11 protein-coding genes are annotated in these 14,240 nt (G+C 41.9%); all 11 read right to left on the bottom strand.

Going from position 1 to position 14,240, the window contains the following annotated elements; all coding sequences use genetic code 11:
• Positions 1-63 precede the first annotated feature (63 nt).
• Positions 64-1,023 carry a peptide-methionine (R)-S-oxide reductase MsrB gene (gene msrB, locus AAC978_RS10300; protein WP_341547949.1) on the bottom strand — a complete coding sequence of 320 codons (960 nt, stop codon included), beginning with the start codon at positions 1,021-1,023 and terminating at the stop codon, positions 64-66.
• 102 nt (positions 1,024-1,125) lie between these two features.
• Positions 1,126-4,260, bottom strand: coding sequence for a DUF3427 domain-containing protein (locus tag AAC978_RS10295; protein WP_341547948.1), 3,135 nt, complete (start codon positions 4,258-4,260; stop codon positions 1,126-1,128).
• Positions 4,261-4,358: 98 nt separating this feature from the next.
• On the bottom strand, positions 4,359-6,614 hold the full coding sequence (locus tag AAC978_RS10290; protein WP_341547947.1) for a DEAD/DEAH box helicase: 2,256 nt from the start codon (positions 6,612-6,614) through the stop codon (positions 4,359-4,361).
• Positions 6,615-6,632: 18 nt separating this feature from the next.
• The gene (locus AAC978_RS10285; RefSeq protein WP_341547946.1) at positions 6,633-6,950 is read right to left on the bottom strand and encodes a nucleoside triphosphate pyrophosphohydrolase; all 318 of its coding nucleotides are present in this window, start codon (positions 6,948-6,950) and stop codon (positions 6,633-6,635) included.
• 373 nt (positions 6,951-7,323) lie between these two features.
• Positions 7,324-8,544: a uracil-DNA glycosylase family protein gene (locus AAC978_RS10280; RefSeq protein ID WP_341547945.1), complete on the bottom strand. Its 1,221-nt coding sequence runs from the start codon at positions 8,542-8,544 to the stop codon at positions 7,324-7,326.
• A 10-nt stretch (positions 8,545-8,554) separates the two neighbouring features.
• Positions 8,555-9,565 (bottom strand): radical SAM/SPASM domain-containing protein, encoded by a 1,011-nt coding sequence (locus tag AAC978_RS10275; protein ID WP_341547944.1) that lies wholly within the window; start codon positions 9,563-9,565, stop codon positions 8,555-8,557.
• Positions 9,566-9,575: 10 nt separating this feature from the next.
• The gene (locus tag AAC978_RS10270; RefSeq protein WP_341547943.1) at positions 9,576-10,319 is read right to left on the bottom strand and encodes a thymidylate synthase; all 744 of its coding nucleotides are present in this window, start codon (positions 10,317-10,319) and stop codon (positions 9,576-9,578) included.
• 310 nt (positions 10,320-10,629) lie between these two features.
• Positions 10,630-12,537 carry a heavy metal translocating P-type ATPase gene (locus AAC978_RS10265; RefSeq protein ID WP_341548024.1) on the bottom strand — a complete coding sequence of 636 codons (1,908 nt, stop codon included), beginning with the start codon at positions 12,535-12,537 and terminating at the stop codon, positions 10,630-10,632.
• A 236-nt stretch (positions 12,538-12,773) separates the two neighbouring features.
• Positions 12,774-13,397, bottom strand: coding sequence for a flavodoxin family protein (locus AAC978_RS10260; protein ID WP_341547942.1), 624 nt, complete (start codon positions 13,395-13,397; stop codon positions 12,774-12,776).
• Positions 13,398-13,678: 281 nt separating this feature from the next.
• Complete coding sequence (locus AAC978_RS10255) at positions 13,679-13,954, bottom strand: metal-sensing transcriptional repressor (RefSeq protein WP_341547941.1); 276 nt, start codon at positions 13,952-13,954, stop codon at positions 13,679-13,681.
• Positions 13,955-13,967: 13 nt separating this feature from the next.
• Positions 13,968-14,111, bottom strand: a complete 144-nt coding sequence (locus AAC978_RS10250) for a hypothetical protein (RefSeq protein WP_341547940.1) — start codon at positions 14,109-14,111, stop codon at positions 13,968-13,970.
• Positions 14,112-14,240: the final 129 nt, after the last annotated feature.

The raw sequence follows: 14,240 nt of genomic DNA, 5'->3' as shown, positions 1-14,240 counted from the left end.
ATCGAAAGATGTCAATATGTCACTAAAGTAAAAACGCCTCTTATAGAAGAGGCGTCAGCTGAATCACCGAAACAGAATACTAAAATCACCATACCCCTCCCGCTCCAGATCTTCCTTAGGAATAAAGCGCAGGGCTGCTGAATTGATACAATAGCGCAATCCTTCCGGACCGGGTCCATCCTCGAAAACATGGCCGAGATGAGAATCAGCCTCTCTACTGCGAACTTCAGTACGGGTCATATGATGGCTAGTGTCCGTCTTTTCTTGGATATAACCCTTCAAAAGTGGCTTGGTAAAGCTTGGCCAGCCACAACCACTGTCAAATTTGTCCTTCGAACTAAATAAGGGTTCACCGGAGACGATATCGACGTAAATCCCTTCCTGCTTATGATCCCAAAATTCGTTGCGGAAGGGCGGTTCCGTACCGTTTTCTTGAGTCACTTGATATTGAAGCGGCGTAAGTCGCTTCTTTAGCTTCGGCTTTTCTTTAGTCCAATGCCTCTTAATAAAAGCCTCCCGACCTGAGCCTTGGTGATAAAGCTTATAACGCAAGGAGTTTTTCTTATGATAGCCTTGATGATAATCCTCTGCCGGGTAAAAAGGAGACGCTGGGAGAATGCTGGTCACGATAGGCTTGTCAAAGCGCTTGCTTTCCTCTAATGCCTTTTTGGAGGCTTCAGCAAGGAGTCGCTGCTCTTCAGAATGATAAAAAATGGCTGTTTGATACGATTCTCCCCGATCATGAAATTGTCCACCCGGATCGGTCGGATCGATCTGGTGCCAAAAATGCTTGAGTAATTCTGCATAAGATATCCGTTCGGAATCAAACTTGATTTGCACTGCTTCCAGATGCCCCGTGGTATGGGCACAAACCTTCTCATAGCTAGGATTAGTATCATGACCTCCTGTATAGCCCGATTGTATTTCCATTACACCCTCGATTGAACTAAGTGCTGCTTCAATACACCAAAAGCAACCTCCGGCAAAGGTTGCTTTTTCTATTTTGGGTTGGCTAAAGGTCATATCTATTCCCCCTTAAATGACTCATTATGCGCATGGCGCCTCCCTGACCTTGCATACATTGTATGTTGTCTTCCAAAAAAATGCAATCTACGCTATCTATCGTCAACCTACAATCAATTTATTTGTCTTCTTAATGAATTTTGCAGGGATCGGTTCTTGTAGGCGCCAAATTATATTCATCGGCCTGCTTCCTTCGTGTTTAACATAATCAGCTAACCCCAGAAAGGTATATGGTGCAGCTCCGGCGACATCCGTTTTATATTCACGCACGAAAAGCATAACCTTACTATGTTGTTCTTTATGGTCGATATAGCGTTGACCAGTAACAGATTCCTCAGAGGTTGTGCTCTGGCTTTGCCAGTGGAACAAGCGGTCGTTGATTGAGTAATCATGGTACATCGTGGTTGGCGAGTAATCTTTATCCGATTTATTGAGAGTTATAAAAAAGATATCCGCTTTTCTATCAGGCAAATATTTGACTCCTTCACGAACTGTTGCTGGTTTCATAAAATCAAACGCCACCAAAATCTGGTCTCTAGTATAAGTACAGTGCAGATCGAGCGGGCAGTCAAATCCAACATTTACCGGCTTGTCTAAGAAATCTATCTTCTCATAGTTATAGCGCAAGATCTCCAGTAATTCCGCAAATAGTACTGGACTACCTTTGATATGGCTGACTCCTTCCTTAAGCGACTCAAATCCGCATACTTCCACGGATTTCTGCCATACCGTATAATGAAACATTTGCAGCATCCGCTTCTCTAGATCACTAAAGTCAGTTTCTTCGAAGTCATCTATTCTTGGCAGTACTTCCAGTAAAAAATGTATCCACCTGCGGGAATCCATAGCACAGATTCGTGCAAATGCTTTAGTAAGGACGCTTTCCAATTCTTCTTGAAAATCCTCTCTGACTCCGCTCAACACGCAGAGACGTGTGAAGGAGCCTTTGCTATAAATCGCTTTAATATCCAGATGTGTATATGCGAGAAAGTTGGCAAGATTTAATTCCAAACCGGTATCTTCCGCGAAGCTAGCTAGTCTTGCTACAAATCCTGTCTTATTGCCATAGGAACTGCGAATATTGTCCAGAATATATTCCTTGGCCTTACGTTCCAGTTGGATAAAGCAGCCTCTAGGCAGGGACGTAAAGCCCTCCTTAATCTCACGTTGGACGCTCTTGGTAGAATTCCCTAGTAGAGCGGCAAACTTCTCTTCAAAATTATACTTCCGATTGGCCATGCCAATAAAATCGAGAACTGTCAGACAGTCCTTGTTCTCCGCTAGCCTCAAGCCTCTACCCAGCTGTTGGAGAAAGATGGTGAGGCTCTCCGTGGGCCGCAAGAAAAGAATTGTATTGACTTCCGGAATATCAACGCCTTCATTATACAAGTCAACGACGAAGATAAAGCGAATCTCCCCTTCAACCAGCTTTTTCTTAGCTGTATTCCTTTCTTCGTCACTGGAATCGGAGGTCAGAGAAATCGAGGGAATATGGGAACGGTTAAAGCTATTGGCCATATAGGCTGAATGCTCCTTCGACACACAGAATCCTAGACCCCTGACTTCTTCCAGATCTGTGACGTACTTCGTCAACCCTTTGATAATCATCATAGTTCGCAGATCGTTGTTGGTATAGAGGTTGGAAAGTTCATTTTTCTTGTAACCGCCACGGTTCCATTTCAAGCTGTCTAAATCGACTGTATCAGTAACCCCAAAATACTGAAATGGGCATAAAAGATTCCGATCGATGGCTTCCGGTAAGCGGATCTCAGCTGCGATTCTCTGGTCAAAATAAACTAAGACATCTTTGCCGTCCATGCGTTCCGGGGTAGCCGTCAACCCCAGTAAGATTTGAGGTCGGTAATAGGTTAATAGCTGATCATAACTTGGCGCAGCAGCATGGTGAAACTCATCGACAATAATGTAATCGTAATAATCCGCAGAGGTATGTTCAGTCAATTCTTTAGAATTCAAGGTTTGAATTGAAACAAATACATAGTCCAATTGCCTTGGCTCGTAACCACCCACAAATAGCTCACCGAAGTTTGGATCTCTAAGAATCCCCCGGAAACAGAGCAAGCTCTGTTTTAAGATTTCCTCACGATGTGCAACAAATAAAAGACGACAAGGTTTTCCTTGGTTCTTCTTGCGGAAGCGCAGATAATCAAAACCGGAGATGACTGTTTTGCCAGTTCCGGTTGCCGCCACGATCAAATTGCGATAATGTCCCCGAACCGTTCTTTCCACTTCAAGCTTATCTAGAATTTCCTGCTGGTAGGAAAAGGGCGTAAGATTGAAGTAATAGTTCACTTCAGCTTCTTTATCTATGGCTTTTTCCTGCTTCAAGGCCTTTACTAACCTTTGCTTCTGATCAGGGTTATATGGCTCAAACTCGCGGGAATGCCAATAACTTTCAAAAGTGGCATCAATCTTTTTAATTGTATCGGGCAAATCCTTAGCCGTTGTTTTGACATTCCATTCCAAGCCACTGGATAGCGCTGCGTTGGATAGATTGGATGAACCGATATAGGCAGTAGTGAAACCAGTATTACGGTAAAACACATACGCCTTAGCATGCAGCCGGGTCCGTTTGGTATTGTAGGATATTTTAATTTCTGTATTGGTCAACTCCGCAAGTTCCTCAATTGCTTTGATGTCCGTCGCGCCCATATACGAAGTCGTGATTACTCTAAGCTTACCGCCGCGCTGTGTAAAACTTTTTAATTCCTCAATGAGCAAACGAAGCCCGCTCCATTTAATAAAGGAGACGAGCATATCAATACGGTCGCTAGATAAGATTTCCCTTTTGAGTTCAGTGTACATGCTGGGCTCATGTACCGCTCCGGTGAATAAGGAGCTTGCCGCAAGAGAAGTTACCGGACGCACGACTTCAGCCTTCTCATTGAAAGCAAATACACTGTTTTCTTTATCTATAAAAGCAAACAGTTGCTCTGCCTTCTCATCGAGAGCTAATTCTGTCAGTGCATCTTCTGAAACTTGATCGGCTATAAGCTGAACAATTTGATTGGCTAACGACACTTGGCCTTCGATGTTGCCACCTTTATCCCTAACATTGGACAGGGCAGTTTCCAGTACTTCCGCTAAATATTTGGAAATAATTCGTGGAGCTTCTTCCTGATCGATGGCGGATGACTGAATCAACTTGCCTTCGGCGACGGAGAGCTCTTGGCGAAGGAGCTTATTAATCAGTTGTTCATAGATACCTGTATGTAACATTGATAACTCCTTATTTATTAAATATTTAGCTGTCATTTTCAACCGCTCACAGCTCTTAGATAATGGACTTTCTATAGACTCTCTTCACAATGCTCTTATTACTTATCCTCGTAATACTCGTCTAGCTTTCTTTCACAATGCTCCACTATCCACTCAATTTCTTCTGCAGTCAGCTTCTTAAGCACATGCCGATTGAATTCCACGTACTCAATATCCCGGGACCTCTTCATAAAGCGCATATCTTCAAACCGTTTGAACGGATTCCTAAAGATATTACCCTCAACCTCTTTGCGAGTAAAATTGTCTTTCGTATAGATACAGTTCTTCTTTTCAACTACAAGTCCTTTTTCTTTTCGGTCGCCATAGAATTGAATAAAGTAGTCAATTAAGTCATCTATTCTGACGCGACCGGCTTCATCCCTATGCTTAAACATGGCCATTAACAGTACAGGTTTATATGAAAAACTCATAGTCATGGTCCTGACCATTTCCATGAATTTGTCTTTCATATTAGCAGGGGTAATCAGCTCCCAGTGGAATTGCTCTGCATATTTCTTCACATTTTCTTCTCTGAAGTATTTAAAACTACGCTTTTCTCCCAATGGAATTTCTAAATCAGCTAGAATTTCTCCTTCTCTGATATACCGCTCAACAGTTTCAGTTTGGACATCTACCATCCTGACAAATTCCAGTTGAGAAATCATATCCTTGACTTCATCCTGCCAGTTAAAGAGATCGATCAGCTCATAATCGGTAATATCAATCGGAAAGTCTAGATAAGCTGTCGGTTTCTCACCCTTCGCTAATAAATCCCTGTCCATCTCCCTTTGGGCGTGCGGGGCCAATACCCATTCTCCCGGACGATACTCTTTGATATTAAACATTCGGTGTAAGGAGTACGGCATATTAAATAAGTTAGCGTTATCTATGAAATCAAAGACCATAAGATAATCCTTGCCTTTGCTTTTCCGCATACCCCTACCTAATTGCTGCATGTATAGTGTTTTAGACATTGTCGGTCTAGCCATAAAAAGCACTTCAGTGCGAGGGCTGTCCCATCCTTCATTCAATAGATCACAGGCACACAAAACCTGAAGATCCCCATGCTCATATCGATCCAGGATCTTCGCTCTATCCTTCGTCTTTAACAAACCCGATACAGATGCACTAGGGATATTATTCTCCAGAAAAAGGCTAGCAATCTCCTCTGCATGCTTAACGGAGGCACAGAAAACTACAGTCTTCTTATCTTTGACGTAGTTCAGGTAGGTATCCACAAGTAGGCGGTTTCTTTCCGGCACAAATAGCTTGCTTTCCAAGTCTTGAGAATGGTACTTTATTCCGTTGATTCTTACATTTGAAAAATCAATGTTCGTTTTGATTCTGATACAGCGGATAGGGGTCAATTCACCTATTTCAACAGCGGTTTTCAAGTCGAGCTTATGGGCGATATTCTGAAAAAGTTCGAGAAGATCTTCCCCATCTGTCCGCTCCGGTGTGGCCGTCAATCCCAATGTAAACTTTGGCTGGAAGTGTCCCAGAATCCTTTTATAGGTATTGGCTGTACTGTGATGGCATTCATCGATGATAATATAGCCGAATTCATCAGGATTAAATTGCTCAAGATTATTAACAATACTCTGGACGCTTCCACAAACAACATAATTATTATTGCCTTTCTGTTCGGCCACATATAAACCCGTCTGGGCCTCCGGCCAAAGCTCTTTAAAGGTATCTTGGGCCTGTGAGATAAGTTCCCGCGTGTGCGCTAAGAAAAGAGTTCGCTCTCCGTACTTTTTAGCATCACTAACCGCAGTCACTGTTTTTCCCGCTCCGGTCGCATGATAAAGTAAAGCAATACTCTCCCCTGCTTTTCGCATTTGTTCTAAGTTAGCTATAGCATCCTTCTGGTGATCTTTCAATTCGAGGACTTTGCCCTTTTGTTGAGGCAAATAACCATCAAATAATCGAAAAGCAGGCATTTCACCTACGAAGGTGACTAACTCATCTTTAACTCTTTCCCTTTGATTTTTTAGCTGAAGATAAGCCCAACGGTATACTTTCCACCCGTTATAAATCAAACTGTTTTGCTTCAAAAGATCATCATAATATTTATTGCTGGATACATGCTGAGGATTATGATATCGCTCCCCATCTATCTCGATAGCAATTTTCATATCCTCATTTTCTAAGGCGAAATCTATATATCTATGATTGCCGTTGATATCAACAAAAGGAAACTGAAGAAAGAGAAACTCTGATTTCTCCGGTCCAAATAGATCACAAAAAATCTCAATAAATAAGTCCTCGGCAATGCTGCCTGCGTGGGAAGCGTATTTAGTCTGTTTCTCCATGTTGTCACCGTCCTACTGTTATTCGCTAACCTCTACCAATAAAATGCGTTTTTGAAAGGAACCCCTTTCTTCGGCTTTATTTTGACGAATGCTATTGAAGTCCCCAAGCGAGACTTCTTTATACCGGAGAATAGCATAAATCACTTCAACCAAATCTGCGAGTTCCTCTATACTATCGCTTTCCTGATACTCCTGCAGTTCTTCAACAAGTTTAGCGTCCAGGAGTCTTTTATAAGTAACGTCATCGAGTATCTCAGTTATTGCTGCCTTGCCACTACTCTCAATAATTTCCGGAATACGATCCCGTACGAGTTTGTTGTACGTAATTTTTGCCATGATTACCTCCCTGCGCCACCCTATAACGACTTATGTGCAGATAAAGCCAAATAACTGATTAAAAATAATTCTTACATGGTCGATTTTGATTTTTATTATACTTCTCCTGATTTCCGTCAATTCCTGCTTATTCCAAAATAAGCACGAATACTGGCGCCTAATCTACTTTCAATTACACGGAAAAAGGCTTCTCAGGAGTAACAGCTCCAGAGAAAGCCTTTGAGTATGGTAACATTCACAAATAGGAAGCCAATCTGGCAAAAATAATAGGCTGAAGACGATCATCTAAATATTCTATTTGTGGACCAGAAAGTCTTTTTTCCTTATGTATAATAACGGTTCATACAAACCATTTATACTAATAATTTTGAGTTCATTCATCTTCATTTTTTAGTGAACTTTCATTAGCAAGTTGATCTTTTATTGATTCGGAAACCTCTTCCCTACTCAAATCTTTATTGATTGAACCATGAATGTTTATTACCGTGTCATCCTTATATAAAACAGGGACCTTCAACATCTTTATACCTTTCTTTTCTTGCCTCAATACATATTTCATTGGTTCAGTTAAATAAACCGCTGTTTTAATTGCTGCGTCAGAATAAGACGAATACTTATCTAGTACTGAAAAAATATGAGCTTCTTCTGTATCCGTAAACATTTGACTAACTGAGCTGCCTTGATGTGAACGAATATATGGTTTCTTTTTAATAAAATACATATCAAAAAAATCATCATTTATCTTAATCATGTTCTGTAAAGAAGGTATCCACGGGCCTTCTTGCATTCGTAAAAATATACTACCGCTAACACTTCTTCCAGCATTTTTAATAAATCCAAGATCAATAAGATAAAGGAGTTTAGTCAACTTAAAAAGAGACAACTCCTGACAATAATCCACAATGATTTTAGCAAGTGAAAGTAATTTGTCATTTAGCTGTATATTTTTTTGTCTATTAGATTCAAGCTTCCTATTTTTCAAGCCCTTAAGTGGATCTACTATATGAGAAAGTTTTATAAAATCAGCACGTTGATTAGCAAATGATCTATGTATTAGAGCTCGTGGTCCCATATGGTACAATGGGAAGAGTTTCATCCCGTTCCATTCCACACAATTTCCTACGTTCTTACTTATTAAGTAGTCATGTTTACAAAGTATTTTCAAAGCATCAAGGGCCTTCGCTCCTAAAGTTACAATAATAGCAGGACTTATAATCTTTATAGTCATTTCTAAATAATAACTACAGTTTTCTATCTCAGCTTTTGTAGGCGTAGAGTTATTTCCATTTTCATCCTGGGGATTACATAATATTGCATTTGTTATGAAGACATCATTTCTATTCCAACCAATGCTACTTAACAGTAATTCAAAGTTCTCTCCTGTTTTATCACCACACAAAGGAATTCCAGTACTTTCCGCTCCCAGTCTTCCCGGTGCCTCAGCAATAAATAAAACCTTTGATTCTAAATTACCATTGTATTTTGATAAGACTTTTTTCATATGACACAATCTCTCACAAAGATCACAATGAGTTACAGAATTTAAAAGTTCGTTAAAAGCGCTATCCTTATTAATGTTTGGTAAGGAGCTCATGGTATGCCTCCTAATATCTTGTACAAGCTGGATCCTTGTTTGGACTTAAAGACCGATTCAAAATATATTTCTGAGCCAAACAGCCAGTTAAGCATTTAGAAAATAATGAACAAGTTTTACATATTCCTTCAGGGGAAGCTTGAATTGATTCTCTGACAGTATTGAAATACGGGGATTTTTCCCAACAGATTGAAAGGGTATCATTTTCGACTGAAGAGTGTTCATCTGATTTGCAAATAGTTACGGAACTAATCTGTTTGAATGCATCACAAGGATAAATTTTTAAGTCTGAAGAAATTATTAGTCTGTCTCTGGCAGCCATACATTTAGGATTTTCATTAAGTAACAAAACATTATATGGAGAACCGGTTCTGACTTCAAATCCTTCTTCTCTCAAGCGTCTTATTGTAGTAGCAAGTTTGTAATTTTCTTCTTTCGATAACACCTCTAACATTGTACCACGACCTTGAGGAACAAATCTTAAAACACTTACACGACGAACACCCAATCCAGATGAAAACCTAACAACATCTTCCAGCTTGTGATATGACTTTTTTAGAGCAACGAAATGAATCTCCGTTGCAATCCCATTTTTATTAGCTGCTTCAATTGCTGCCAATGTGTCATCAAAGCTATCTTTTTTACGGGTTACTCTATTATGTTCTTCTCTCTTATCAGAATACAGACTAAATATAGCTGTAGTCAACCCAGCAATAGACAAATTCTTAAAAACTTCATTAATATTATTAACGTTTCCAGATGTATAGAGATTCACATTTAAACCATTGTCACATGCGAATTTCACAATACTATCAATCCCATTCCAGACAAGAGGCTCCCCTCCTGAAATAGATAATTCCTTAATGCCTAGATCTATTGCTTGTTTAATTAGCTCAAGACATTTTTCTATAGTAATCTCTGTTACTTGGTTCTCATTAGAATCACTAGAGCAGTGAACGCATGCAAGTGGGCATTTCTTTGTAACTTCAACTTTCATTTCTTTTAATTCATAATTCGGCATATATTCCTCCTCAGTCCGAGATAAATGAATTAGCAATCTGAAGTAATTTCCTTTTATCATTAGGCACATCCGCGTGAGAAGATACACATGTTAAGCTACCCATACTTGAGTTGGTTTCTTTAGCAATGTAATGAAGCAATTTACATAAGCCCAAATAATTACCATATGCTCTGCTACGAAAATCATGGTTTCTATACACAGCTAACAAATTGATTATCTTTCGGTGGTCTTCTGGATTTTCAACTTGGATCGTTAAGTAATTAAGACAGGGGGCCCCCATTATCTTGTTGAGATCACGGTTGGGTTGAGGAATCATAATTACGTGAGCTGCACAGTAATTTGTTCGACGACTATTAATATTGTCAATTATGCTTCCCAGCTGATCAACCTCTCCTGCAGTGGTTGGATAACGTATCATTCTTTCAAAATACGTACCCCATCCAGAATGTTCCATTTTCCTAGTAATCTTAAAATACCTCCAGTAGGCTTTATAAAGCTTCTCCCTTGTAGTTATTCCAGATTTATAACTCTTAAACGGGAAAATTGTATAGGCCACTTTGTCAGGCTCAATCAATTTCTTATGACTAAGTGCGAACTTACGCATTTCTTCATGCATAGTTGAATTAAGCATAGAAGGGTTTTTAATTTGAACAACCAAATTCCAAAGCTCCCAACGGTTCTTAGATAAAGCGATAATCGCTTTGGCCCAAGCCGTTTGGAATGATTCTTCGATTATTAACTGTGGTGGATTCATCTTGACACCTCCTTGATTTAATTTGAGTTTAATGCCAACTAAGTATATTATTCTTATATATCCGACATACCACTATCTGGGTATTCCACCGCTTCTTATATATTTCTTCCTTTTTCTATCAATTCCTGCATGTTTCCAGAATAAGCAAATAGTTTTAGAATTTACAATTAAATCCTCAAAATCACAATACATCGCAAAATGTTCCTAGGACACTGACACATTCAAAATTTACTGCATCATGCAAAAAAAAGATCTGACCCGCCCAAAAGGCAAATCAGACCTTGCATGCACTTTTTATTACGCTCTCTCACTAACTCATCTCCGGCACATACTTCGTAGATGTAGCCGAAGTCGACTCATTCTTCGTCTTCCAGTTCAGCAGCAGAGCAGAATTAATAATAACCAGCACCGACCCTGCATTATGCACGAGGGCACCCATGACCGGGCCCAAGCTGCCATTGGCAGCAAGGATAATGGCGCCAAAGTTCAGTATCAAGGAGAAAGCTAAATTCAGCTTGATCGTGCGCATCATCCTTTGGGAAAGTCCCAGCAAATGAGGCAGTTGACTGATATCATCGCCCACGAGGGCAATATCCGCAGCCTCTACCGCAATATCGCTACCGATGCCTCCCATAGCAATTCCCACATGGGCCTTCTTGAGAGCCGGGGCATCGTTGATGCCATCCCCCACCATGCAAACCAGTTCGCTTTTTTCTTGATAGCCTTCAATGGCCTTAAGTTTATCTTCCGGAAGGCAATCCGCATGGACATCTTGGGCGGGGATCTGCACTTGGGTTGCGATATGATGGGCAGCTTCCTTGTGATCTCCTGTCAAGAGCACCGGGTGGATGCCCATTGCTTTTAGGCTTTCGACCATGGTGAAGGAGGTTTCCCGCAGAGTATCGGATAAGGCGGCCAAGCCCACCACTTGGTTATTCATGGCTATATAAATGACGGTGCTGCCTTCTTTGGTGTAGGCTTTTGCCCCTGCTTGAACTTCCGGAGACAGGTCGATGCCATGTTCTTGTAGGAGTTCGGCATTCCCCGCATAGATTTCTTTTCCATCGATGAGGGCCGAGACCCCGCGCCCAGGAATCATCTGAAAGCTCTGGGGTTCACGGAGTTGTTGACCGGTGGCCTTATAGCTGCTGACGATGGCCTTGCCGAGGGGATGTTCTGAGTTCAATTCGGCAGAAGCTAAGTAATTATAAAGTTGCTCATGGGTCAGTCCCTCGGCATAGCTTTGGACTGCCACAACCTTCGGTTTACCATAAGTCAGGGTGCCGGTTTTATCAAAGGTCATCCGCTTCACTTGGGCCAGACGCTCCAGAGCGTCGCCCTCGCGGACGAGAATCCCGTATTTGGTGGCGTTGCCGATGGCGGCCATAATGGCGGTGGGTGTGGCAAGAACTAATGCGCAAGGGCAAAAGACGACTAAGATGGTGACTGCACGAATGATTTCACCGGTGAAGTACCAGGTCAAGGAGGAAGACAACAAAGCTATGACGACGATCCAGGTGGCCCAGCGATCAGCAATGCCCACAATCTTCGCTTTATCGGCATCGGCTGATTGGACTAAGCGAATCATCCGTTGGAGGGAGCTATTCTCCCCGACCACTGTAGCTTGCATATCAAAGGCTCCAAATTGATTCACGGTCCCGGTAGCGACCTCATCCCCTTCCTGCTTGTCGACCGGTAGGGATTCTCCCGTCATCACGGACTGATCTACCGAGGTCTTGCCTTTGATGATGAGTCCGTCGGCGGGGACTGTCTCTCCGGGAAGAACCCGCAGCACATCGCCGACCTGAACCTCTTCGGCAGGGATCAGCTCTTCCTGATCCTGCTTCATCCGACGCGCAGTCCGGGGCGTGATATGGATCAATCTCTCAATGCCTGCTTGCGCTTTCGCTACGGTCAAGGTTTCCAGCAAGGCCCCAATCTGCATGATGAAGGCCACTTCCCCGGCCGCAAAAATCTCCCCGATGGTGACTGCGGCGATTAAGGCTAAGGAAACTAATACGTCCGCCTTGATATCGAAGCGAGTGAACAGTCCGATGGCCCCTTCTTTAATAATGGGAAGACCACAGAGAATAATGGCCACCCAAGCGGGGTCAAGCGGGAATTGGCCGGCATAAAAGAAGCTCAGAATCAGGGAAATCCCAGCCAGACTTATAAAGAGGATGCTTCGTTTGGTCTCATCCGTAAAGAATTCTGTCATACTCTTAAAACTCATCTCCACTCTCCTTTAGATAAAGAATTTTCTGTAGCAATATTTCATGATTATAATATACCTATAGGGGTATAGGTTTGTCAAGGAGGGTAAAAGAACTAGGGGCTATGCGAAACTTAATATTTCACACAGCCCCTAGCTATCACAACCCTTAGTTAAAGAACTAACATTTTAGTGGTAATAGATTTACAGCGTTCTAATCAATACACTCGCCGATTATTGCGTTATCCATTCAACTGCTGAATCAGCTTGACCATAGTCCTTCCGATCTGTTTACATGAGGCAACCGTTAATTCATCATCGGTTGCGTTGCGCCTCCAGATGACCTTGTCTTCCTTAAAATCTTCCATCAGAGAACCCGTCACACCTGCATAGGTCAGCGGTCCAGCCGGGTCGCGCGAATCCACGACGTGTATCCCATGGGCCTGCATAAAATAATCCATAATCCTTAGGGTAGGTTCTTGCCCACCATGACGAAGGCCGGCATTTGTTATGGCTGCTCCTACTTTCCCGGCAAGAAGATTTTGAGTCATATGTAGATAGCGGGTGCGATCCATGAAATTCTTCATTAGGGTTGTCACATTACTCCAATATACTGGCGAACCCAAAACAATTCCCTCAGCTGCCAGAAGCTTTTCACCTACTATAACCATGTCATCATCAGTAATTGAACACTGGGGTTTGCCCAGACACTTATTACAAGAAGTACAAAGCTTAATATTATAATCTGTAAGCTCTAACAACTCGGTTGTAGCGCCTTGGGCAGCGGCTTCTTCTAGCACGGTCCTCAAAAGTGCTGCCGTATTTTTCCCTTTACGATGGCTTCCGTTAATCGCTAAAATTTTCATCTCGTTAATTTCCTCCCAACGTTCCCTTCCTCCACGGGTTCAGTTATTGTAATTTTCTGATTATTATAAGACTAGTATACCGTACTCTACTCTTCATCGAAAGGCCAAAGTAAAGCTTTCACCCTAAACTATTCCTAATTTTCTTCAAAGGGGGTTACCCGGAAAATAAACAGACGCTTGAGAATCTTACATCTCAAGCGTCTTCTTGCTTACTTCTTACACATTTCATTTACAATCAAACTGTCGAACTCATCACCGACTGATGGGTAGGCAATCCCGCCCTAACTCATGCGCGAAAAATGCTCGATGGCTTTGGTGAAGTCCTTGATGGTCCTCTCAGCATCGCCATGCTCGATGCCATCCTTGACGCAATGGTTGATATGCCCTTCGAGGACGATCTGTCCGACCTTGTGCAGAGCGCCTTTGGCTGCGTTGATTTGAATGAGGATGTCTTCGCAGGGGATATCACTATCCACCATTTTATCGATGGCCTTGAGTTGACCCATAATCTTATTGATTCGACGATGAATATTCTCCGAATCCATACATTGCTTCACTTAGACACCGCCTCTATTGCATCCTGATGATCAGATTAACACCCTCATATTCCTTATTGTATTGGCCTTTGATTTCATCGCCAACTTTCAGGAAGGGTAATTTTTCTGAAACGGTTATATTGGCTCTAAAGACATCCTTTTGACCTTCGAGGAGCATTCCTGTAGTAGTCAAAAATGAGCTTTGTCAAAAAGAAGACCTCACGTTACAATTTGAAAGGACTGTTGGCCAACAGAATCCAATCAAAATAACGGAGGTCATCCCAAATGAATTTTACACAAAACGAGA

Source organism: Desulfitobacterium sp. THU1, assembly GCF_038181555.1.
Classification (GTDB): domain Bacteria; phylum Bacillota; class Desulfitobacteriia; order Desulfitobacteriales; family Desulfitobacteriaceae; genus Desulfitobacterium.
Note: the sequence above shows the minus strand (reverse complement) of the source record. Positions and strands in the feature narration are given on the sequence as shown.